Below are 23,525 nucleotides of genomic sequence, written 5' to 3' on the forward strand. Positions count from 1 at the left end.
GACACAGCCCCTGTCATTTGATAATTTATTATTAGAATTAGCACTCGCTATTAATGAGTGCTAACAGAGGTGATAACCGTGTTGACCGATAGGCAATTATTGATACTTCAGGTTATTATTGATGACTTTATTCAATCGGCACAGCCAGTTGGATCTAGAAGCTTGTCGAAAAAAGAAGAGATTTCTTTTAGTTCTGCAACGATACGAAATGAAATGTCTGATTTAGAGGAGCTAGGCTTTATTGAAAAGACACACACATCTTCAGGAAGAATTCCATCAGACAAGGGCTATCGATACTATGTAGACCATTTGCTGGCACCGCAAAAGCTTGACCAGCAAGACGTTTATAAAGTGAAATCGATCTTTGCAGAGAGAATTTACGAACTGGAGAAAATCGTCCAAAATTCAGCCAGAATCCTTTCTGAATTAACGAACTACACAGCGATTGCGTTAGGACCTGCAGTTAGGGAAAATAAATTGAAGAAAATTCAAATCGTTCCTATTAATAAACAAACGGCAGTGGCAATCATTGTGACTGATTCAGGTCATGTGCAGAATCGTATGTTCCAATTGCCAGAAACGATGGATTTAGGGGAGCTAGAGAAATTAGCAAATATTTTAAATGACCGTTTAGCAGGCTCGTCCATTGAAAGTTTAAATGATAAAATTTATAAAGAAGTTGCCCTTTTGTTAAGGCAGCATATAAATAATTATGATTTTATTCTGCATTCTATTGCTGATACACTGCTTATCCCGTCCCATGAAAAATTATTTTTTGGCGGAAAAACCAATATGTTAAGTCAGCCAGAATTTCATGATTTTGAGAAGATTAAAAGCCTTCTGACGATGATTGAACAGGAAGACAGTATATATGAGCTAATTCGTAAAAATCAATCTGGCATCAACATAAAAATTGGTCGAGAGAATAACAATACGGCAATGGAAAATTGCAGTTTGATTACTGCTACTTACTCAATTGGAACAGAGCGGCTCGGATCCATTTCTATATTAGGACCTACAAGAATGGAATATTCACGAGTAATTAGTTTACTGGACTATATAAGCCGTGATTTAACAGCTGTTCTGACTAAGCTGTATCAAGGCAATTAGCCATGTAAATAGCAGTGATGGGTGGAAAATTCCCATCCCTTGCTTATGTTTTTTTGCGGCTGAAAATAGTAAAATAATCAACTGTAATTACTTTAGGGGAGGTGAACAAGTTGGCAGAGGAAAAAGATATTCTAAATGAAGAGGCAACTGAAGAAACAGAAGCGGTAGAAACGAATGAAAATACTGCTGAAGCTGTTGAAACAAAAACTGCTTCACCTGAAGTCAATGAAGAAATTTTAATTGAGGACCAGTTAAAGGCAGCGCAAGAAAAAACAGCAGAATTAGAAGCAAAGCTAGAAGAGGCGGAAAATCGCTATTATCGTCTTCAGGCTGATTTTGAAAATAGCAGACGCCGTGCACGATTGGATCTTGAAGCGTCTGAAAAATATAGAGCACAAAGTTTAATCATCAATCTATTGCCAGCAATAGACAATTTTGAGAGAGCTCTTCAAATGGAAGCTGATGAGGAACAAGCTAAATCTATTTTACAAGGAATGGAAATGGTTTACCGCAGTTTGCTTGAGGCTTTAAAAAATGAAGGTGCTGAACCAATTGAAGCTGTAGGGAAAGAATTCGATCCGCATATTCACCAAGCAGTCATGCAAGTGAGCGAAGAAGGCTTTGATTCTAATCATGTTGTAGAAGAGTTTCAAAAAGGATATATCCTGAAGGACAGAGTCATTCGTCCAAGCATGGTAAAAGTAAATCAGTAATTACATATTCGCGGGAGGTAACTAATATGAGCAAAATCATCGGTATTGATTTAGGTACAACAAACTCATGTGTCTCTGTATTAGAGGGCGGAGAAGCAAAAGTAATTCCTAATCCAGAAGGCAATCGTACAACTCCTTCAGTTGTAGCATTTAAAAATGGTGAACGCCAAGTTGGGGAAGTTGCTAAACGTCAATCGATTACCAATCCAAATACAATTATGTCTGTTAAACGTCACATGGGAACAGACTACAAGGTAGAAGTTGAAGGAAAAGAGTATTCGCCACAAGAAGTTTCTGCCATCATTCTTCAGTATTTAAAATCATATGCTGAGGAATATCTTGGTGAAAAAGTGGAAAAAGCAGTTATTACAGTTCCAGCTTACTTTAACGATGCAGAACGTCAAGCAACAAAGGATGCAGGTAAAATTGCTGGACTTGAAGTAGAACGTATCATTAATGAACCAACAGCTGCTGCATTAGCATATGGTATGGATAAAACGGATGAAGACCAAACGATTCTTGTATATGACCTTGGTGGCGGAACGTTTGACGTTTCCATTCTTGAATTAGGGGATGGAGTGTTTGAAGTAAAATCTACTGCAGGTGATAACCGCCTTGGTGGAGACGACTTTGACCAAGTAATCATCGATTATTTAGTTGAACAATTTAAAAAGGAAAATGGCATTGATCTTTCTAAAGACAAGATGGCTGTACAAAGATTGAAAGATGCAGCTGAAAAGGCGAAAAAAGATCTTTCTGGTGTAACAACAACGCAAATTTCCTTGCCGTTTATTACAGCTGGTGAAGCAGGACCGCTGCATCTTGAAGTTTCTTTATCAAGAGCAAAATTTGATGAGCTTTCTTCCCATCTGGTGGAACGTACAATGGGACCAACTCGTCAAGCATTAAGCGATGCTGGCCTATCAGCTTCTGAAATTGATCGAGTGATTCTTGTTGGTGGATCTACTCGTATTCCTGCTGTTCAAGAAGCAATCAAAAAAGCAACAGGAAAAGAGCCTCATAAAGGGGTTAACCCTGATGAAGTAGTTGCAATGGGTGCAGCTATTCAAGGTGGAGTAATCACTGGCGATGTGAAAGATGTTGTTCTACTAGATGTAACACCGCTTTCACTTGGTATCGAAACAATGGGTGGAGTATTCACGAAACTAATCGATCGTAATACAACCATTCCAACATCAAAATCACAAGTGTTCTCAACTGCTGCTGATAATCAATCAGCTGTTGATATTCACGTGTTGCAAGGCGAACGTCCAATGGCTGCCGACAACAAGACATTAGGTCGCTTCCAGCTTGGTGATATTCCTCCAGCACCACGAGGTATTCCGCAAATTGAGGTTTCTTTTGATATCGATAAAAACGGAATTGTAAATGTACGTGCGAAAGATCTAGGAACAAATAAAGAGCAAACCATTACAATTAAATCTTCAACTGGCTTATCGGATGAAGAAATCGATAAAATGGTAAGAGAAGCAGAAGAAAATGCGGAAGCTGATAAGAAGCGCAAGGAAGAAGTAGAGCTTCGCAATGAAGCAGATCAGCTTGTATTCACGACTGAAAAGACATTGAAGGATCTTGAAGGAAAAGTGGATGAAGCGGAAGTCGCAAAAGCAAACGAAGCGAAGGATGCTTTAAAAGCAGCGATTGAAAAGAATGAGTTAGAAGAAATTAAAGCGAAGAAAGATGCTTTACAAGAAATCGTTCAAGCTTTGACAATGAAGCTATATGAACAAGCGGCACAGCAGGCTCAGGCAGCACAAGGAGCAGAAGGTCAAGCAGGAAAAAGCAATGATGACAATGTAGTTGACGCAGAATTCGAAGAGGTTAACGACGATAAATAAGTTAAGACCTTTATTCTTTAAAAGTCAAAGTCAGGATATCTTGGCTTTGGCTTTTATTTTTGGTCGATGCTAAAGCGAGTATTCAGTTTGGAAATCATAGGGCAGTAACATTCTATAGTTGCACAATTAAAACAGACAATGATAAAATAATCTTTATGTGAAATGATTCGGGGAGTGTAAATCTCATGGACAAAAGGGATTACTATGAAGTCCTTGGTGTCAGCAAAAGCGCATCCAAGGATGAAATAAAAAAGGCTTATCGAAAGCTATCCAAAAAATATCATCCGGATATTAATAAAGAACCGGATGCAGATGAAAAGTTTAAAGAAGTAAAAGAAGCCTACGAAGTGTTAAGTGATGATCAGAAAAAGGCTCATTACGATCAGTTTGGCCATACAGATCCGAATCAAGGCTTTGGCGGCGGCGGATTTGAAGGCTTCGGCGGCTTTGAAGATATTTTCAGTTCATTCTTTGGCGGCGGCGGTTCCAGACGTCGTGACCCTAATGCACCTCGACAAGGGGCTGACTTGCAATATACAATGACTCTCTCATTTGAGGATGCTGTATTTGGGAAAGAGACAGAGATTGAAATTCCTCGTGAAGAAACATGTGAAACATGTAACGGATCAGGGGCAAAACCAGGAACAAAACCTGAAACATGCGGACATTGCCATGGGTCAGGACAGCTAAATGTAGAACAAAACACACCATTTGGAAAAATTGTCAATCGCCGCGTGTGTCACCACTGTAGTGGAACAGGGAAACAAATTAAACATAAGTGCTCGACATGTGGCGGAGCAGGCAAGGTGAAAAAACGCAAAAAGATTCAGGTTAAAATTCCAGCTGGGATTGACGATGGTCAGCAGCTGAGAGTATCTGGACAAGGTGAACCTGGTATAAATGGCGGACCTTCAGGCGATTTATATGTTGTGTTCCATGTTCGTTCACATGAGTTCTTTGAGCGTGATGGCGATGATGTTTACTGTGAAATGCCGATAACATTTGTTCAAGCGGCATTAGGAGATGAAGTGGAAGTACCGACTCTTTATGGAAAAGTGAAGCTTAAGGTACCAGCTGGTACGCAAACAGGAACAAAGTTCCGCCTAAAGGATAAAGGAATACAAAATGTAAGAGGCTATGGCAAGGGAGATCAGCATATTATTGTCCGTGTGATTACGCCTACGAAGCTGACAGAAAAACAAAAGCAGCTGCTTCATGATTTTGCAGAGGTTAGTGGACAGGTTCCGCAGGGAGAGCAGGAAGAAAGCTTTTTTGCGAAGGTGAAACGAGCATTTAAGGGTGAATAAAGGGAAATGGAGTTGGTAGAAGTGAAATGGTCAGAAATCAGTATTCATACAACAAATGAGGCAGTGGAGCCGATTTCGAATATTTTACATGAGGCCGGAGCAAGTGGTGTTGTTATTGAGGATCCATTCGAGCTTATTAAAGAGAGAAGAGATCAGTTCGGCGAAATCTACCAGCTTAATCCAGACGACTATCCTGAAGAAGGAGTAATCGTGAAAGCCTATTTACCTGAAAATAGTTTTCTCGCTGAGAATGTAGAAGAAATAAAAGAAGCGATTAATAATCTCGTTTTATATAATATTGATATTGGAAAAAATGATGTTAGCATTAGTGAAGTAAATGAAGAAGAATGGGCAACAGCGTGGAAGAAATATTATCATCCAGTGAAAATTTCTGAACGGTTTACAATTGTTCCGACTTGGGAAGATTATACACCTGTATCAAGCGATGAACTAATTATTGAACTTGACCCTGGCATGGCGTTCGGAACTGGAACACATCCAACAACAGTGATGTGTATCCAAGCATTAGAACGAACGGTCAAAGCAGGAGATAAGGTCGTCGATGTTGGTACTGGTTCAGGCGTATTAAGTATTGCTGCAGCAATGCTTAGTGCTGATAAAGTAACTGCGCTTGATCTTGATGAAGTGGCTGTAAACTCAGCAAAGCTGAATATCGAATTGAACAAAGTCCATCATGTAGTAGATGTGAAGCAAAATAATTTGCTTGATGGGGTAGAGCCTGGTGCTGATATTGTTGTAGCCAATATTTTGGCTGAGGTTATTCTCCGCTTTACTAATGATGTCTCTTCCGTTGTTAAACAAGATGGCTATTTCATCGCTTCTGGAATCATTCAACCGAAAAAACAAGAAGTAAAGGAAGCAATGATTGAAGCGGGTTTTGAAATTGCAGAAACACTGCAAATGGAGGATTGGGTAGCAATCATCGGAAGAAGAAAGTAATAGTAAAAAAGGGGGACTTGATATTGTCCTCCTTTTTATACGTTATTTATCTAAATGAAGGAAGGTGCCGGAATGCAGCGTTATTTTGTCAATCAATCTGCTGATGAAACCCGTTTTACCATTGCAGGTGATGACTATCATCATATTGCTCGGGTGATGCGGATGAAGGAAGGGGATCAGATTATTTGTGTGACTCCTTTAAATAAAAGCGCTGTCTGTGCAATTGCAGAAATTACCGATGAACAAGTAATAACAGAAGTTGTACAATGGATCAGTGGGACATCAGAACTTCCAATTGAAGTAACAATTGTGAGTGGACTGCCTAAAGGGGATAAGCTCGAATGGATTATTCAAAAAGGGACCGAGCTTGGCGCTTTTCAGTTTATCCCTTTTATTTCAGCGCGCTCAGTTGTAAAATGGGATGAGAAAAAGGCTGAAAAAAAGTTGGAACGGTGGCAAAAGATTGCGAAAGAAGCAGCCGAACAATCCCATCGAACAATTCTTCCAAAGGTAAAAAGTCCTATAAATATAAAATCCTTAATAAAAATAAGTGAGGACTTTGACTATAAATTAATAGCTTTTGAAGAAGAAGCGAAACAAGGAGAGGCTTCTGTCCTTTCAAAAATATTGGCTGAAATGGAAAAAGGCCAAACATTATTGTTTGTTTTCGGACCTGAAGGTGGTTTAACTGAGCAAGAAGTTTCTAGCTTAAGGGAACACGGCTTCCGTTCTTGTGGACTTGGTCCAAGGATTTTAAGAACTGAAACAGCTCCACTATATGCACTTTCAGCTGTTTCCTATCATTTTGAATTAATGGAGTGAATTTATATGCCTACAGTTGCATTTCATACACTTGGTTGTAAGGTAAACCATTACGAAACAGAAGCGATTTGGCAGCTTTTTAAAGAAGAAGGCTATGACCGGGTTGATTTTGAATCAATGTCAGATGTTTATATCATCAACACTTGCACCGTTACAAATACTGGCGATAAAAAAAGCCGCCAGGTAATTCGCAGGGCTATAAGAAAAAATCCAGATGCCGTTATTTGTGTAACAGGCTGCTATGCTCAAACCTCACCTGCAGAGATTATGGCTATCCCTGGAGTGGATATTGTAGTTGGAACACAAGACCGCGTGAAGATGCTTGATTATATTAAACAATATAAAGAAGAACGCCAGCCAATTAACGGAGTTGGCAATATTATGAAAAACCGTGTTTACGAAGAGCTTGATGTCCCGGCATTTACGGACCGGACACGTGCATCTTTAAAAATCCAAGAGGGATGCAACAATTTCTGTACATTTTGTATTATTCCATGGGCGCGCGGGCTAATGAGATCTAGAGATCCGAAAGAGGTTATCCGTCAAGCGCAGCAGCTAGTTGATGCAGGATATAAAGAAATCGTGCTAACAGGTATTCATACTGGCGGATATGGGGAAGACATGAAGGATTATAATCTTGCCATGCTGCTTCGTGATATGGAAGCACAAGTAAAGGGATTAAAGCGAATCCGTATTTCTTCGATTGAAGCAAGTCAAATTACAGATGAAGTGATTGAAGCAATCAAGGAATCAACAATGATTGTTAGACATCTTCATATTCCAATTCAATCTGGTTCTAATACAGTATTAAAAAGAATGCGCCGTAAATATACGATGGAATTTTTCGGCGAACGTTTGGAGCGTTTGAAAGAAGTGCTTCCAGGTTTAGCTATAACTTCTGATGTGATTGTAGGTTTTCCTGGAGAAACAGAAGAAGAATTTATGGAAACATATCATTTTATTAAAGAGCATAAATTCTCTGAACTGCATGTTTTCCCATATTCTAAACGTACAGGTACGCCAGCAGCGAGAATGGAAGACCAAGTAGATGAAGAAGTAAAAAATGATCGGGTTCACCGTCTAATTTCTTTATCTGATCAGCTCGCAAAGGAATACGCTTCTCAATTTGATGGCGAAGTACTTGAAGTTATTCCTGAGGAAGAATATAAGGATGAACCGACAACAGGTCTATATGTGGGCTATACAGATAATTATCTAAAAGTTGTTTTCCCTGCAACTGAGGAAATGGTAGGCCAAATTGTTAAGGTGAAAATTAAAAAAGCGGGCTACCCATACAATGAAGGAGAATTTGTAAGGATCCTTGACCAGCTGGAAGAACAGGAAGAAGCTGCAGTTTAAATACTAGATTAAGGAATTACCACGTAGGTAGTTCCTTTTTGTTTAGTTGCGGCTCCTAGCCCCGACAAGCATTTCGATTTAATGGGATTAATGAATTTGGAAAAGCTATCAGTGTGAGGAGAAAAATTCGAGATTCGACTCGATATTTTTATGAAGGCATGATATGATGTGAGAGGTACGGACAACTCGTTTATTTGAAAGGAGTTTAGAATAATGACAACTAATGTCGCAAAAATGATCGATCATACATTATTGAAAGCGGATGCAACAAAAGAGCAAATTGAAAAAATATGTGCAGAGGCAAAAGAATATAATTTTGCTTCAGTATGTGTAAATCCTGCTTGGGTAAAGCGATCAGCTGAACTTTTAAATGGTACAGACGTAAAGGTTTGTACGGTTATTGGCTTCCCATTAGGTGCTTCAACACCTGAGACAAAAGCATTTGAAACAAAAAATGCGATTGAAAACGGGGCCACAGAAGTAGATATGGTCATCAATATTGGTGCTTTAAAGGGCGGAGACGATGAGTTAGTGGAAAGTGATATCCGAGCTGTTGTTGATGCAGCGAAGGGAAAAGCTCTTACAAAAGTAATTATTGAAACTTGTCTGTTAAGTGAAGATGAAAAGGTTAGAGCATGCGAATTATCAGTTAAAGCAGGTGCTGACTTTGTAAAAACATCTACTGGTTTTTCAACTGGGGGAGCAACAGCAGAAGATATTGCTCTTATGAGAAAAACAGTTGGACCAACAATTGGTGTTAAAGCATCGGGTGGCGTTAGAAGTGCAGAAGATGCGCAAGAAATGATCAAAGCGGGCGCTACAAGAATTGGGGCAAGCTCTGGTGCAGCCATCGTCAACGGACTAACAAGTGATTCAGACTACTAAAAAAAGAAATGCCGGATATCCGGCATTTCTTTTTACTATCTTATTATTTATCATGAATCTTTATAATAAATCGCCCAAATTGAGTGGCAAACGGCAGAACGAGCAATGATGAGACAACATTAAAAATGACACTTATATGAGCAAGCTGAACATCTGCTTGTCCTGCAAGCTGGAGTCCAATCTCAGTTAACATATAAATAAATGGATAGAAAATTATTACACCTAAAACATTTAGCCATATATGCGCATATGCAGCAAGCTTTGCCTCCTTCCCTGAACCGATTGATGCGAGATAAGCATCCACACAAGTACCGATATTCGATCCGAGCATAATTGCGATCCCTGTGTCTAGATCCATCGTCCCTGCCGTTAGAAAGCCCATAATGATTCCAGTTGTTGCAGTGCTTGATTGGATAATTGCTGTAATGATGATGCCTGCCAAAACGCCGTACAGATGACTTTCATCTAATGCAAGCAGCAAACGATTTATTTGCTCAACATTTTTCAGTGTACCCGCAAAATACTCAAATCCCCTCATGGCGGCAAACACACAGGATATGCCTAATAGAACCAATCCAATGCTGCGAAGATTTTTCCTCTTCAATAAAACAAGAATGCTGCCTGTGATTGCCAGTGGAATTAAATAAGCCTCTATATCAAAAGTAATTAATTCGGTTGTAAACGTAGTTCCAATATTTGTTCCTAATATAATTCCGATTGATTGTGGAAAAGTTAGCAGTCGTGCTGAAACAAATCCAATTGTAATAATCATCACAGCTGAGCTGCTTTGTAAGACAGCTGTAATGAGAGTGCCAATTATTACACCTTTCCAGGGAGCATTCGTTAATTTAATGAGCCATTTCTTTAATGATTCTGCTGAAAGGTTCATGAGACCAGACCTTAATAGCGTCATCCCATATATGAATAAACCGATTAAGAGTATAAAAAATAATAGCTTGATCAAGTATCCACCCCCCTAGATATATATCTATGGCTATAGGGATGAGGACATGCCATTTAAGTAAATTTCGTTAACCTTTGCTTTTTACTTCTGATATCTCAATATTTCCAAGGTAAAAACAAGTCCATTACAGGCTAAATACAGTTGACCTCAGGCATGCTATTATATTATAATTGCAAAGTACATGGAAAACCATGTTGTGTTAGTGTGTTGTGCTCGGAGGGAGGGAAAGAGAATGTCTAAAACCGTCGTTCGTAAAAACGAATCGCTTGAAGATGCTCTTCGTCGCTTCAAACGTTCAGTTTCTAAAACTGGTACTTTGCAAGAAGCTAGAAAGCGCGAATTCTACGAAAAACCTAGTATTAAACGTAAGAAAAAGTCTGAGGCTGCAAGAAAACGTAAGTGGTAAGAGAGGGTGTATGTAATTGAGTCTTCTCGAGCGTCTAAATGAGGATATGAAACAAGCGATGAGGAATAAAGAAAAAGATAAGCTAACTGTCATTCGGATGATCAAAGCTTCGATTCAAAATGAATCAATTAAGCTTGGATCAGACTTAAACGAAGAACAGGAGCTTACTGTTCTTTCTCGCGAAGTAAAGCAACGCAAGGATTCCCTCCATGAATTTGAAAAAGCAGGTCGTGAAGATCTTGTTGAAAAAATTCGTACTGAACTTCAGTTCGTCGAAATATATATGCCTAAGCAGCTATCTGAAGATGAGGTTTCACAAATCGTACAAGAAACGGTTGCTGAAACAGGAGCAAAATCAAAAGCTGATATGGGTAAAGTAATGGCTGCCATCATGCCGAAAGTAAAAGGTAAAGCAGATGGAGCACTTGTAAATAAACTTGTACAACAACACCTTTCATAAAAAAATAAGTATAAAAGACCGAGAGCATTTGCTTTTCGGTCTTTTTAACATTGGAAATAAAAAGAAAATGAACCATTTAATGAAACCTTTCTTCAAGTGGAAACGTATAGAATAGAAGGAATTATTTGAAGGGAGGGGAAGGTTTGAGAAAAAGAAGAAGCATGACCATTTTTGCCTTTCTTTTTGCATTTTTTCTAATGTTCGTACCTTTTAAAGGTAATGCCAGTAATGAAATAATTTATGTAGTTCCTATTACAGAAACAGTCGAAAAAGGAATGTATGCCTTTTTAAACAGAGCTGTGCAAACGGCTGAGGAAGAAAATGCTTCTGCAATCATTTTTGAAGTGGATACACCAGGCGGCGCTGTTGATGCGGCTGGAAAGATCGGAAAATTATTATCATCGACAAAAGTGAAAACGATTGCTTTTATTAATAAACAGGCTCTTTCAGCAGGTGCTTATATTTCGCTAAATACAGATGATATATATATGACTCCTGGCTCTACAATGGGATCAGCTGCCATTATTAACAGCGAAGGGAATACAGCGGGTAAGAAAGCTGAATCCTATTGGTTTGCAGCAATGGAAGAGGCGGCAAAACAAACAAAAAGAGATCCGATTTATGCACTTGCGATGGCAGATGAATCCATTCACCTACCCGACTATAACGCACCAAAAGGGAAGCTGCTGACGCTCGGTAGTGAAGCTGCGTATAAAGTAGGCTATTCAAAAGGTACAGTGAATAATTTAGAAGAGTTGTTGGAGAAACTTGAATATTCGGATGCGGAAATTCAGACATTAGAAGAGAGTTTTGCTGAAAAAATCGCACGATTGATCACACACCCTGTGATCATCCCTATCTTACTTTCAATCGGCAGTTTAGGACTTGTCCTAGAATTATATTCACCTGGATTTGGTATTCCTGGCTTTATGGGGTTATCTGCATTATTTCTCTTCTTCTATGGACACTTAGTTGCCGGGCTGGCAGGTTATGAGACAATTATTTTGTTTGTCATTGGAAGGGACTGATTATCGCAGAGTTTTTCCTCCCCGGAGGAATTGCGGGGATACTCGGTTTAACTGCGATACTAGGAAGTTTATTCTTAGCATCTGATAATATTGTTCATATGGGAATCTCCATATTAATAGCAATTAGTGTTTCTATTCTAGCATCTATATTAATGATAAAGGTGTTTGGTAAAAAAATGAAAATATTTAAGAAGCTAATATTAACCGATTCCACTAAAACGGAACAAGGCTATGTATCCAATAAGAACAGACTTGAGCTGATTGGCTTGGAGGGCTATGCCTTAACAGCACTAAGACCATCGGGAACCATTGTCATTGAGGATGAGCGAATTGATGCGGTTAGTGAAGGTGCATTTATTTTGAAAGATGCGAGAGTTCGAGTGGTAAAAGCTGAGGGTTCGCGAATTGTGGTTAGAGAGATACAAAAAATAGACAAATAAAAAATTTTAGGAGGAATGAAAAATGCCATTTGATGCTATTTCAATTTTCACTTTGGTCATTATTGTCGTTGCAATAATCCTATTGGGCGTTTTATTCACGTTTGTTCCGGTCATGCTGTGGATCTCCGCATTAGCGGCTGGGGTAAGAGTAAGTATTTTCACATTAATCGGAATGCGTCTTCGCCGGGTTATTCCCAGTCGAGTAATTAATCCGTTGATTAAGGCACATAAAGCTGGTTTGGATGTGACAACGAACCAATTAGAAAGCCACTATCTGGCAGGAGGAAATGTAGATCGGGTCGTTAATGCGCTAATTGCTGCACATCGGGCAAATATTGAATTGCAATTTGAACGGAGTGCTGCTATTGATTTAGCTGGCCGAGATGTATTAGAAGCTGTACAAATGAGTGTTAATCCAAATGTGATTGAAACGCCATTTATTGCTGGTGTAGCCATGGATGGGATTGAAGTAAAGGCGAAAGCAAGAATTACTGTAAGAGCAAATATCGACCGTCTTGTCGGTGGTGCGGGTGAAGAAACAATTGTTGCCCGTGTAGGTGAAGGGATTGTATCAACAATCGGATCCTCTGAAAACCATAAAAAAGTACTAGAAAACCCAGATATGATTTCACAGACAGTTCTTGCAAAAGGGCTGGATGCGGGTACTGCTTTTGAAATCCTCTCCATTGATATTGCGGATGTGGATATCGGTAAAAACATTGGAGCGGAATTACAAACCGAACAGGCAGAGGCAGATAAAAAGATCGCCCAAGCAAAAGCGGAAGAGCGCCGTGCCATGGCTGTTGCCCAAGAGCAGGAAATGAAGGCACGCGTAGAAGAAATGAGAGCGAAAGTGGTAGAAGCAGAATCACAAGTTCCTCTTGCAATGTCTGAAGCACTCCGATCTGGCAATATTGGTGTCATGGATTATATGAATTATAAAAATATCTCTGCTGATACAGATATGAGAGACTCCATTGGCAGAATAACGGATGAGAATAAAGACGGACGGAAAAATGATTAATTCCTGTTCTTCTTTCGGCAGAAGGGAGGGTTTCCCTTATGGAATTTATATTTGAAAATCCATGGCTTCTTTTCATCGTGATCGGTATTATCACCTCAATATTTAATAAATTAACAGGTAACCAAGGAAAGCAAAAAAGCCGGCCGCAGCGACAGCCTATACAGCCTCAAAAGGGTGCGAATCATTCGACTAGCAGCCCAATACGAGAAGTAAAAAAGAACGAAGCTTTGCCTGCAATTCCAAAAAAAGTCATTAATAATATTGAAAAGGAATATGCAGAAAGAAAAAAGCAGGCGGAAGAAACTTTGCATAGCTTGAAAGATAAACAGAGAGCACTGGAAAATAAGACTCAATCCCTACTGGCAGTTTCTGAAAGGGGATCAATGCGATTGGATTTCAATTCTGAAAAAGATGAAAAACCCTCATTTTTAATTGAAAAACAAAAGCTTGCTGAGGGCGTTGTATGGGCGGAGATTTTAGGTCCTCCAAGAGCGCTCAATCCCCACAAGTCAATCAGACAAAAAAGATAAGCGAGTAAAAGGAAAGAAAAATAAGTGCTAGAACCCCCCTTCCATTCATACATATGAGATGAAGGGGGGTTCTTTTTTATGGCAAAAAAGTGGGGACAATTCATCAGGAAATGGATGACAACGAATATGGAGCTTCCTCAAGATGTTATGATGGATTTACCCCGGATTACAATGATCGGACAAATTCATATATATATTGAGAACCACCGCGGTCTAATTGCCTTTTCAGATAAAGAGCTAAGACTTCTTCTTAAACAAGGACAGCTGCTTATTAAGGGGAAATCATTTGTTATCAAGACAATATTACCTGAAGAAATATTGCTAGAGGGAAAAATTGATCAGGTTACCTATATCAGTGAGTAGGATAAGGAATGAAAGCGAGGATACCCACTTATAGGAAGTCCGCACTTCTTCAAGTGGTTTTTAGTATAAGTTGCCTGTTCGTTAAGGGGGAAGGATATGAAAAATCTGTGGACTGAGTTTTTTTGGGGTATTATTACTGTTGAAACAAGAGGGAAGGGGATTGAACGGTTAATAAACACATTAACCAGAAATGGCATTATTATTTGGAATGTAAAAAGGCATGGCAGTGAATCGGTTACTTTCAAAATTAAGCTTGATGATGTGAAGAAAATAAGAGGGGCTGTGAAAGACAGCGATTGTAAAATTAGATTTTTAAGGCGGTCAGGCATGCCCTTTCTTTTCAAACGGCTTTTGAAAAATAGTGGCTTTATTATTGGAGCATTCACATTTCTACTTGTTATTTTTATTTTATCAAATATGGTATGGGGAATTGAAATTAAGGGGGCAGATCCCGAAACAGAGCATAAAATTCGTAAAGAATTGGACGAGATGGGTGTCAAGAAGGGGAAGGTTCAGTTTTTTCTTGAAAATGTTGAAGCCATCCAGCGAAGGCTTACAGATAATATTGTGGCGATTACATGGGTTGGTGTGGAATTAAAAGGGACAACCTATCATCTTCAAGTTGTCGAAAAGAATGAGCCAGATAAACCTGAACTATTAAGCCCAAGAGATTTAGTTGCTAAAAAGAAAGGCGTAATTGTCGACATGTTTGTTGAAGAAGGGCAGCCGAAAGTTAATATTCATGATCATGTAAAACAAGGACAGCTCCTTGTTTCTGGGGTGATTGGGAAAGAAGGGCAGACAGAAATAGTGCCAGCTAAGGGAGAGGTTTATGCAGAAACCTGGTATATAACGAAGGTAACTCAGCCGCTCAAGAGTACCTTCCATGTCTTAAATGGCAATGAAAAACAGAAGCACTTTATTGAAATAGGGAAATGGCAAATTCCAGTTTGGGGTTTTGGGAAGGCTGATTACAAGGAATTTGAAACAGAAACGAATACAAAAGATTTTCATTTTCTAAAATGGAAGCTTCCAATTTCGTATACAAATACAACAATAAGGGAAAGAGAACAAGAGGTAAGAATATACTCCAATGAAGAAGCGTTCGATGCTGCAATAATTAGAGCTCGTAATGATATAAAAGGTCGCTTATCTGAAAATGCTAAAATAAAAGGGGAAAAGGTTTTACACAAGTCTGTTGACGATGGTAAAGTAAGTATATCAATACATTTCCAAATTATTGAGAATATTGCTGAAGCAAAACCTTTAATTCAAGGAGAGACAGAATGACAGAAGAGCTGAAGACAATCAATGTACAACTAGAAAATCCGAATGAAGCGATTTCGCTGTTAGGCAATTCGGATGCAAATATAATAATGATCGAACAAGAATTAAATGTTTCAATAATAACAAGAGGCGAATTGGTATACGTATCGGGGGATATGGAGCAAGCAGAAACAGCCGGTAAAGTATTAGCCGAACTTCTAATGGTGATTAGAAAAGGGATAAATATTAATCAGAGAGATGTAATGTATGCCCTCCAAATGGCTAAAAAGGGGACCTTGGATTATTTTAGTGATCTGTATGATGAAGAAATCACAAGAAATGCCAAGGGGAAAGTAATCCGGGTAAAGACGATCGGCCAAAGCGAGTATATTCGAGCGATGCGAAAAACTGATCTTGTTTTTGGTATTGGGCCAGCTGGGACAGGAAAAACATACCTAGCCGTTGTTATGGCAGTAAGTGCTTTGAAAAATGGTCATGTTAAACGGATTATTCTTACTCGTCCAGCTGTTGAAGCTGGTGAGAGTCTTGGTTTTTTACCTGGTGATTTAAAGGAAAAGGTGGATCCATACTTAAGACCTTTATATGACGCCCTTCATGATATTTTAGGCAATGAGCATACAGAAAGAATGATTGAAAGAGGTACAATTGAAATTGCCCCGTTAGCTTATATGAGGGGAAGAACACTAGATGATGCTTTTGTCATTTTAGATGAAGCGCAAAATACTACACATGCCCAAATGAAGATGTTCTTAACCCGGCTTGGCTTTGGCTCGAAAATGGTTATAACCGGAGATAAAACTCAGGTTGATTTACCAAAAGGAGCTAAGTCCGGATTAATTGTTGGGGAAGAAATATTACGAGATGTAAAAGGGATCTCTTTCGTACATTTAGAAGAAAGTGATGTTGTTCGTCACCCTCTTGTAGCAAAAATTATTCAAGCATATGGAAAGCAAGAGAACTAAGCCGTCGGAAATTCCGTACGGTTTTCTTTTGGCTATTACCAGCTATTTACATAATTTATTAATAAAGATGCATCTTAACTAAAAAACTGTTATCATTTTACATAATTACATTTCTATCTTCTTAAAAAGTGATAAATAAAGGCGAAAGATAGGAGGGTGAAAAAGTGGAAAAGCTCCATCGGCATATGACGAAAATTAAAGGCTTGTTAGAGATGACTTTTTTTAAAGTCTTATTATTTGTATTGCTTGGATTTGTGATGTATTTTTCGATGTTTAGCAACGTAAAACCGGAAAAGCTTGACCTAAGTTTATTTTCAGTTGCTGAACAGACCATTCGATCTCCTATCACAATTGAAGATAAGGCAAGTACGGAGAAAAAGAAAAAGGATGCAGCAGACCTAGTAAAGGATGTTTATGTAGTAAAAAGAGAAATTGCACAAAACCGAGTGGATTTGATTACATCCATATTTGGTACTGCGACAGAAGTAAATGATGCCATTAAAGAAGAAATGGAAGCGAAGGAAAAATCGTCGCAACAGTCAGATGAGGAAGAGGATCAATCAACTTTTATCGAGCCAACACCTAGTGATAAATTATCACGAATGAAAGAAAAACTAACAGAGGATGTAACAAAGGATATTTCTGATCAAACATTGCTTGCATTAGTACAGGCCTCCAGAACAGAGCTGTCTTTAGCAAAGGATGTGACAGTAACTGCAATAAATAATGTCATGAGCAATCGGATTCCAGCTGATGAGGTTGAAAATGCGAAAAAAAGACTTGAAGAGGAATTAAGATTTACAAGTTTGAATACAAATTTAAAATCAGCTGCCATTGAGCTTGGCCGTTATGCGGTATATCAGAATGAATTTTATGACCCAAATGCAACGGAGGAGCATCGCCAGCAAGCAATAGAAAGTGTGGAGCCAGTAAAGATTCTTCAAGGACAGATTATTGTGGAGGAGCAACAATTAATAAGCAGCGATGTTTATCGGCAGTTAGAGCTAATAGGGATGTTAGACAGCGTTAATTCCAATCAGCCGTTTATTGGTCTTGCATTAATCACTTTTGTCATTCTTGCTGCCCTTTACTATTATTTTTATGAACTGAAAGTACAATCTGAGACTAAGCAAAGTTATTTATTGCTGTTTAGTATTATTTTTGCTTTATCGATTTTACTTATGAAAAGCATAAGCTTTTTTCATGAATTTAAGTATTCTGAGATTAGCTATATCTTTCCTGCTGCCATGGGAGCTATGTTAATAAAAATTCTTATTGATGAACGGATGGCTGTCCTATTTACAATTATTATGGGGATTTGCGGAAGTATTATTTTTAATGAAGGCATTACAGGTACCTTTCATGTTTCTGCTGGCATCTATATTATTTGTAGTGGAATCGCAGGAATCTTATTCCTAACGAAACAAAATCAGCGTTCAAAAATTCTTCAGGCGGGAACATTTGTAGCAGGTGTAAATATTATTGTTATCTTTTCATTGATGCTCCTAAGAAATGGTCAATACGAGGGGATGGAATACGGATTTTATGTTATTCTTGGTTTAATTTCGGGGATTACATCTGCAGTTCTGACCATAGGCCTTCTGCCGTTTTTTGAAGCTGGATTTGGGATCCTTTCTACAATGAGATTAATTGAATTATCAAGTCCGAATCATCCGCTGCTCCGGAAGATTTTAACAGAGGCGCCAGGAACGTATCATCATAGTGTAATGGTCGCGAATTTATCTGAATCTGCTTGCGAAGCTATTGGTGCCAATGGGCTCCTTGCCAGAGTTGGCTGTTATTATCATGATATTGGGAAGACGAAACGGCCGCAGTTCTTTATTGAAAATCAAATGAATATTGAGAATCCGCACGATCGACTTCCTCCACAAACGAGTAAGAATATTATAATTGCTCATGCAACTGATGGAGCTGAAATGTTAAAAAAACATAAGATGCCAAAAGAAATCATCGATATCGCTGAGCAGCATCATGGGACAACATTACTTAAATTCTTTTATCATAAAGCCAATCAAAATGATCTTGAGGTTAGAGAGGAAGATTATCGCTATCCAGGTCCGAAAGCGCAGACTAAGGAGACAGCTGTTATCGGAATTGCTGATAGTGTAGAGGCAGCTGTACGATCGATGACCCACCCAACCCCTGAACAAATAGAAGGGTTAGTTAGAAAAATTATTGCTGATCGTCTGCAGGATGGGCAGCTAAATGAATGTGATTTAACTTTAAAGGAGCTTGAAACGGTAGCAAACGCTCTTTGTGAGACGTTAAATGGAATTTTCCATTCTCGTATTGAGTATCCTGAAATGACAAAACAGAAGGTGAAACAAGCATGAGTTTAAATATTGACTTAATCGATGAAACAAACGAGCTTTCGGAAAAGGAATCAGCTTATATTGGGGAGCTGCTCAACTTTGCGGCTGTGTCCGAAAAGGTTGAAGCCCAAAGTGAAGTGTCGATTACATTTGTTAGTAATGAAAAAATAAAAGAAATAAATAAAGAATATCGTCATAAGGATTCTGTAACAGATGTCATTTCTTTCGCGATGGAGGAAATCGGTGAGGGTGAGATGGAGCTAGTCGGTCTTGATATGCCTCGAGTTTTAGGGGATATCGTTATTTCTGTTTCAAGAGCAAGAGAGCAAGCCGACGAATATGGGCATACATTTATGCGTGAATTAGGCTTCTTAGCTGTCCATGGATTTCTTCATCTTCTTGGCTATGATCATGAAACAATAGAAGATGAGAAAGTAATGTTTTCTCGTCAAAAGGTAATTCTAGATGAGTTCGGGCTCCAGCGCTAAGAAGCATCGCCTCATTCAGTCGTTTGGCTTTGCCTACACTGGGATACGTTCAGTAGTGATGAATGAAAGAAATATGAAAATCCATCTAGTTATATCACTAATTGTTATTATGACTGGTCTTTGGCTTTCATTATCTATGCTTGAGTGGTTATTTATCTTTCTAGCAATTGGTGGTATGCTTTCCCTGGAAATGATCAATACTGCGATTGAACGTGTAGTTGATCTTGTAACAGACCAATATCATCCTTTAGCAAAGGATGCGAAGGATATTGCTGCTGGTGCAGTTCTCCTTTATGCAATCATGTCAGTTATTATCGGGTTAATCATATTTGCACCAAAGATTATGATGATTTTAACATGAAAAAACTGTCCGTTTTCGGGCAGTTTTTTCATTCTTTATCAGTCACTTTAGTTAAGGATTTGAAAAGGTACACTAAATTAGATAAAATGACAAAGCAATAGCTAAATACTACGCTATCATTTTTGGAAAATTCAATTTTTGTATTACGTTTTTGCTACAACGGATGTATTTGATGTCAAAATGAGGTAAAATAAAAGAAGGAATCTCCTTCTTAAGGAAAGGAAGCATTATAGGTGAACGTTGAAAAATTAATTGAAGAAGCAAAAATCGCAAGAGATAAAGCATATGTACCGTATTCAAAATTTAAAGTTGGTGCGGCGCTCTTAACGGAGGATGGGAAGATTTATCACGGATGTAATATTGAAAATGCTGCATATAGCATGTGTAACTGTGCTGAACGAACAGCAATATTTAAAGCATATTCAGAGGGTGACAAAAAGTTTACTGCAATGGCTGTAGTAGCGGATACAGACCGTCCATGCTCTCCATGTGGGGCATGTCGTCAGGTCATCGCGGAATTATGCCCGAAAGACATGAAGGTTTTCTTAACGAATTTAAAAGGGGATATTCAGGAAATTTCTATAGAAGGATTATTACCTGGCGCTTTCTCACCGGAGGATTTACATGGATAATTCGACACAAGGACATAAATCAGGATTTATTTCAATTATTGGCCGACCAAATGTTGGAAAATCTACCTTTTTAAATCGTGTCATCGGTCAAAAGATTGCGATTATGAGTGATAAGCCACAAACGACACGAAACAAAGTACAAGGTGTTCTAACAACAGATGATGCACAGTTTATTTTTATCGACACTCCAGGAATTCATAAGCCTAAACATAAGCTTGGTGACTTTATGATGAAGGTCGCACAAAATACGCTAAAAGAAGTAGATGTTATTTTGTTTATGGTAAATGCTGAAGAAGGATATGGCCGTGGCGAAGAGTTTATTTTGGAAAAGTTTCAGTCTGTTCGTACGCCAATTTTCCTTGTCATTAATAAGATTGATAAGATTCATCCCGATAAGTTGATGAATTTGATCGAATCTTATAAGGAAAAATACGAATTTAGTGAAATTATTCCGATTTCTGCACTAGAAGGAAATAATGTTGAAACCCTTTTAGAACAAATTAAAACGTATTTACCTGAAGGACCGCAATACTATCCAGCTGACCAAGTGACAGACCATCCCGAAAGGTTTATCGTTTCTGAGCTAATTAGGGAAAAAGCTCTTCATTTAACTCGGGAGGAGATTCCTCATTCCCTAGCTGTGTTGATTGATAAGATGGAGCGCCGTGAAGATAAAGATGTGGTTCATGTGATGGCTACGATTATTGTTGAGCGGGATTCACAAAAAGGAATTGTTATTGGAAAACAAGGAAAGATGCTGAAGGAAATTGGCCAGCGAGCACGCATGGATATCGAAAATCTCCTTGGATCGAAAGTGTTTCTTGAACTTTGGGTAAAAGTCCAAAAAGATTGGCGCAATAAAATGTCCCAGCTCCGAGACTTCGGCTTCCGTGAGGATGAGTACTAACAGAAAAGTGGAGGCGACTGTCCACTAATCGCCAGGAGCCGCAGCTAGACGAATAACATTTTTTCTCAGCCACATAACTAGAATATTATGGACAATCGCCAATTATGTATGTTTTTGATTTACAATATTTTTCTCTTATGAAATTTGAAAGACAGGCTATGATAAGTGATAAGGATTTGGGATGAAAAATTGCGTTGAATAACGGAAAGGTGGGGTTTTCGATGATGGATTTTACCTGGAAAGTTTTTTCGCAGACAGGTAACATTGACACATATCTTCTCTTTAAGGAGCTAGAAAAGGAAACTCAAGATATACCCGGAAATCTGGACGCAGAGCAAGAAATTGATTTTCCCATCTCATAGGTTTGTCTAATCGTTAGGGATGGTGCTAGGATGCTTGAAAAATGTGAGGGCATCGTCATTAGAACAACAAGCTATGGTGAAACAAATAAAATTGTGACTCTTTATACACGTGAATGGGGAAAGGTTGGTGTGATGGCACGCGGTGCTAAAAAGCCGAATAGCAGGCTTGCGGCTGTCACCCAGCCTTTTACATACGGGTACTTTTTAGTACAAAGAAGCAATGGCTTAGGGACGTTACAGCAGGGAGAAATGATATCCTCTATGCGGTCAATTAAAGAAGATATCTTTCTAACTGCTTATGCTAGTTATATCGTTGACTTAACGGATAAAAGTACAGATGATAGGAAGCCCAATCCTTATTTGTTTGAATTGGTCTATCAAATATTAAATTTAATTAATGAAGGTTTTGATGCAGAGATTATCGTTAATATTTTTGAAATGAAAATGCTTAATACGCTCGGGCTTTATCCTGTATTAAATCAATGTGCTGTTTGTGGGAATACGGACGGGCATTTTTCTTTTTCGATTCGGGAAGGCGGCTTGCTCTGCCACCGCTGTATAGAGAAAGATCCTTACCATTATAAAATTTCAGCGGCAGCTGTAAAGCTTTTGCGTGTTTTTTACTATCTTGATTTATCACGCCTTGGGAATATATCTGTTAAGCAGGAAACAAAGGAAGAATTGAAAAAAATCATTTCTGCTTACTATGAGGAATATTCCGGATTAAATCTAAAGACCAAGAAATTCCTTAATCAAATGGCTAAGTTTGATGGAATGATTTAAACTCTTATTTAGTTGACATTCGCGAATAATTCGGCTATGATTCAAATTATTAAATTAATAGTTGCTGTGAAAGAGAAGAGTACTTAACTCGCTCTATAAAAGCGAACCTAGGATAGTGAGAGCTAGGGTATAGAAGGTTAAGGAAGGCGTTCTGGAGCAACAGTCACATTTGACAATCAAGTCGGCTGCCTTTCAATTGCAGCAAATAGGGTGGAACCGCGGGTTAACTCTCGTCCCTATGCTTTACGCATAGAGACGGGAGTTTTTTGTTTTCTATTTTTTAAAAGGAAGGTGTCTTATGAATATCCAAAACATGATTTTAACATTGCAGAAGCATTGGTCTGAACAGGGCTGTATTCTTATGCAATCCTATGATGTAGAAAAAGGGGCAGGAACAATGAGTCCTTATACGTTTTTACGTGCCATTGGTCCTGAGCCGTGGAGTGTAGCTTATGTGGAGCCGTCTCGCCGTCCTGCTGATGGACGCTATGGAGAAAATCCAAACCGTTTATACCAGCATCATCAGTTCCAAGTAATTATGAAGCCTTCACCGGACAATATTCAGGAACTGTATCTTGAATCATTAAAGGCATTAGGCATTAATCCGCTTGAACATGATATTCGCTTTGTTGAAGATAACTGGGAAAACCCATCGCTTGGGTGTGCTGGCTTAGGCTGGGAAGTATGGCTTGATGGAATGGAAATTACACAGTTCACTTATTTTCAGCAGGTTGGCGGTTTAGAATGTAAGCCAGTTTCTGTAGAAATTACATACGGAATTGAAAGGCTTGCCTCGTACATTCAAGAAAAGGAAAATGTGTTTGATCTTGAGTGGACAAATGGATTTACCGTCAGAGATATTTTTGGACAACCGGAATATGAGCATTCAAAATATACATTTGAAACATCTGATACTGACATGCTGTTTAATCTATTTAATATTTACGAGAAAGAAGCTCATAGACAAATGGATGAAGGACTTGTTCATCCAGCATATGACTATGTTTTAAAATGCTCCCATACGTTTAACCTTTTGGATGCAAAAGGTGCGATTTCAGTAACAGAACGTACAGGTTATATCGGCCGCTGCCGAAATTTAGCAAGGAAGATTGCGAAAACGTTCTATGAAGAACGTGAAAAGCTAGGATTCCCAATTCTACAAACAAAGGAGGAGAATTAA

The 23,525-nt window shown here is 38.6% G+C and carries 24 protein-coding genes and 1 pseudogene; 24 read left to right on the plus strand and 1 reads right to left on the minus strand.

Annotation, left to right across the window (positions count from 1 at the left end; translation table 11 throughout):
- The first annotated feature begins 78 nt into the window (after window positions 1-78).
- The 8 genes from hrcA (at window position 79) to deoC (ending at window position 9,015) form a co-directional block, all read left to right on the plus strand.
- A complete protein-coding gene (hrcA, locus tag FI644_RS16755; protein WP_053477071.1) occupies window positions 79-1,110 on the plus strand; it encodes a heat-inducible transcriptional repressor HrcA in 1,032 nt (343 codons plus the stop codon).
- A gap of 110 nt (window positions 1,111-1,220) precedes the next feature.
- Window positions 1,221-1,823 carry a nucleotide exchange factor GrpE gene (grpE, locus tag FI644_RS16760; RefSeq protein ID WP_142108640.1) on the plus strand — a complete coding sequence of 201 codons (603 nt, stop codon included), beginning with the start codon at window positions 1,221-1,223 and terminating at the stop codon, window positions 1,821-1,823.
- A 26-nt stretch (window positions 1,824-1,849) separates the two neighbouring features.
- Window positions 1,850-3,682, plus strand: a complete 1,833-nt coding sequence (gene dnaK / locus FI644_RS16765) for a molecular chaperone DnaK (RefSeq protein ID WP_053477069.1) — start codon at window positions 1,850-1,852, stop codon at window positions 3,680-3,682.
- 185 nt (window positions 3,683-3,867) lie between these two features.
- Window positions 3,868-4,989 (plus strand): molecular chaperone DnaJ, encoded by a 1,122-nt coding sequence (gene dnaJ / locus FI644_RS16770; protein ID WP_053477068.1) that lies wholly within the window; start codon window positions 3,868-3,870, stop codon window positions 4,987-4,989.
- A gap of 21 nt (window positions 4,990-5,010) precedes the next feature.
- A complete protein-coding gene (prmA, locus tag FI644_RS16775; protein ID WP_053477592.1) occupies window positions 5,011-5,949 on the plus strand; it encodes a 50S ribosomal protein L11 methyltransferase in 939 nt (312 codons plus the stop codon).
- A gap of 72 nt (window positions 5,950-6,021) precedes the next feature.
- Window positions 6,022-6,771: a 16S rRNA (uracil(1498)-N(3))-methyltransferase gene (locus tag FI644_RS16780; protein WP_053477067.1), complete on the plus strand. Its 750-nt coding sequence runs from the start codon at window positions 6,022-6,024 to the stop codon at window positions 6,769-6,771.
- Between the two features lie 6 nt (window positions 6,772-6,777).
- Window positions 6,778-8,130 carry a tRNA (N(6)-L-threonylcarbamoyladenosine(37)-C(2))-methylthiotransferase MtaB gene (gene mtaB / locus FI644_RS16785; protein ID WP_053477066.1) on the plus strand — a complete coding sequence of 451 codons (1,353 nt, stop codon included), beginning with the start codon at window positions 6,778-6,780 and terminating at the stop codon, window positions 8,128-8,130.
- Between the two features lie 213 nt (window positions 8,131-8,343).
- The gene (gene deoC, locus FI644_RS16790; protein WP_053477065.1) at window positions 8,344-9,015 is read left to right on the plus strand and encodes a deoxyribose-phosphate aldolase; all 672 of its coding nucleotides are present in this window, start codon (window positions 8,344-8,346) and stop codon (window positions 9,013-9,015) included.
- Window positions 9,016-9,058: 43 nt separating this feature from the next.
- On the opposite strand, the gene FI644_RS16795 is transcribed toward deoC, so the two are convergent.
- Window positions 9,059-9,979 carry a Na/Pi symporter gene (locus tag FI644_RS16795; protein ID WP_053477064.1) on the minus strand — a complete coding sequence of 307 codons (921 nt, stop codon included), beginning with the start codon at window positions 9,977-9,979 and terminating at the stop codon, window positions 9,059-9,061.
- Between the two features lie 232 nt (window positions 9,980-10,211).
- Between FI644_RS16795 and rpsU the strand changes: the two genes are divergently transcribed.
- From rpsU to glyQ, 16 genes and pseudogenes are all read left to right on the plus strand, one after another.
- The gene (gene rpsU / locus FI644_RS16800) at window positions 10,212-10,385 is read left to right on the plus strand and encodes a 30S ribosomal protein S21 (RefSeq protein WP_009333009.1); all 174 of its coding nucleotides are present in this window, start codon (window positions 10,212-10,214) and stop codon (window positions 10,383-10,385) included.
- Between the two features lie 16 nt (window positions 10,386-10,401).
- Window positions 10,402-10,845, plus strand: a complete 444-nt coding sequence (locus tag FI644_RS16805) for a GatB/YqeY domain-containing protein (RefSeq protein ID WP_053477063.1) — start codon at window positions 10,402-10,404, stop codon at window positions 10,843-10,845.
- 161 nt (window positions 10,846-11,006) lie between these two features.
- Window positions 11,007-12,313: pseudogene (locus FI644_RS16810) on the plus strand (NfeD family protein).
- Window positions 12,314-12,335: 22 nt separating this feature from the next.
- Window positions 12,336-13,337 carry a flotillin-like protein FloA gene (gene floA, locus FI644_RS16815; protein ID WP_053477062.1) on the plus strand — a complete coding sequence of 334 codons (1,002 nt, stop codon included), beginning with the start codon at window positions 12,336-12,338 and terminating at the stop codon, window positions 13,335-13,337.
- Between the two features lie 38 nt (window positions 13,338-13,375).
- Window positions 13,376-13,867: a YqfB family membrane protein gene (locus tag FI644_RS16820; RefSeq protein WP_053477061.1), complete on the plus strand. Its 492-nt coding sequence runs from the start codon at window positions 13,376-13,378 to the stop codon at window positions 13,865-13,867.
- Window positions 13,868-13,945: 78 nt separating this feature from the next.
- On the plus strand, window positions 13,946-14,230 hold the full coding sequence (gene yqfC, locus FI644_RS16825; RefSeq protein WP_053477060.1) for a sporulation protein YqfC: 285 nt from the start codon (window positions 13,946-13,948) through the stop codon (window positions 14,228-14,230).
- Between the two features lie 96 nt (window positions 14,231-14,326).
- Window positions 14,327-15,520 (plus strand): sporulation protein YqfD, encoded by a 1,194-nt coding sequence (gene yqfD / locus FI644_RS16830; protein WP_053477059.1) that lies wholly within the window; start codon window positions 14,327-14,329, stop codon window positions 15,518-15,520.
- Window positions 15,517-16,479, plus strand: a complete 963-nt coding sequence (locus tag FI644_RS16835; RefSeq protein ID WP_053477058.1) for a PhoH family protein — start codon at window positions 15,517-15,519, stop codon at window positions 16,477-16,479. The genes yqfD and FI644_RS16835 overlap by 4 nt, the downstream gene beginning before the upstream one ends.
- 212 nt (window positions 16,480-16,691) lie before the next feature.
- Window positions 16,692-18,833 (plus strand): HD family phosphohydrolase, encoded by a 2,142-nt coding sequence (locus FI644_RS16840; protein ID WP_379999342.1) that lies wholly within the window; start codon window positions 16,692-16,694, stop codon window positions 18,831-18,833.
- The gene (gene ybeY / locus FI644_RS16845; RefSeq protein ID WP_053477056.1) at window positions 18,830-19,300 is read left to right on the plus strand and encodes an rRNA maturation RNase YbeY; all 471 of its coding nucleotides are present in this window, start codon (window positions 18,830-18,832) and stop codon (window positions 19,298-19,300) included. The genes FI644_RS16840 and ybeY overlap by 4 nt, the downstream gene beginning before the upstream one ends.
- Window positions 19,278-19,661 (plus strand): diacylglycerol kinase family protein, encoded by a 384-nt coding sequence (locus FI644_RS16850; RefSeq protein WP_053477055.1) that lies wholly within the window; start codon window positions 19,278-19,280, stop codon window positions 19,659-19,661. The genes ybeY and FI644_RS16850 overlap by 23 nt, the downstream gene beginning before the upstream one ends.
- Window positions 19,662-19,894: 233 nt before the next feature.
- Entirely contained in the window at window positions 19,895-20,293 is a 399-nt protein-coding gene (locus FI644_RS16855) for a cytidine deaminase (protein WP_053477054.1), read from the plus strand.
- On the plus strand, window positions 20,286-21,200 hold the full coding sequence (gene era, locus FI644_RS16860; protein WP_053477053.1) for a GTPase Era: 915 nt from the start codon (window positions 20,286-20,288) through the stop codon (window positions 21,198-21,200). The genes FI644_RS16855 and era overlap by 8 nt, the downstream gene beginning before the upstream one ends.
- A 221-nt stretch (window positions 21,201-21,421) precedes the next feature.
- Window positions 21,422-21,562, plus strand: coding sequence for a YqzL family protein (locus FI644_RS16865; protein WP_075209191.1), 141 nt, complete (start codon window positions 21,422-21,424; stop codon window positions 21,560-21,562).
- A gap of 30 nt (window positions 21,563-21,592) precedes the next feature.
- Window positions 21,593-22,345, plus strand: coding sequence for a DNA repair protein RecO (recO, locus tag FI644_RS16870; protein WP_053477052.1), 753 nt, complete (start codon window positions 21,593-21,595; stop codon window positions 22,343-22,345).
- A gap of 298 nt (window positions 22,346-22,643) precedes the next feature.
- Window positions 22,644-23,525: a glycine--tRNA ligase subunit alpha gene (gene glyQ / locus FI644_RS16875; RefSeq protein WP_056685746.1), complete on the plus strand. Its 882-nt coding sequence runs from the start codon at window positions 22,644-22,646 to the stop codon at window positions 23,523-23,525.

Origin of the sequence: Cytobacillus solani (assembly GCF_006704205.1) — a bacterium.
GTDB lineage: Bacteria > Bacillota > Bacilli > Bacillales > Cytobacillaceae > Cytobacillus > Cytobacillus solani.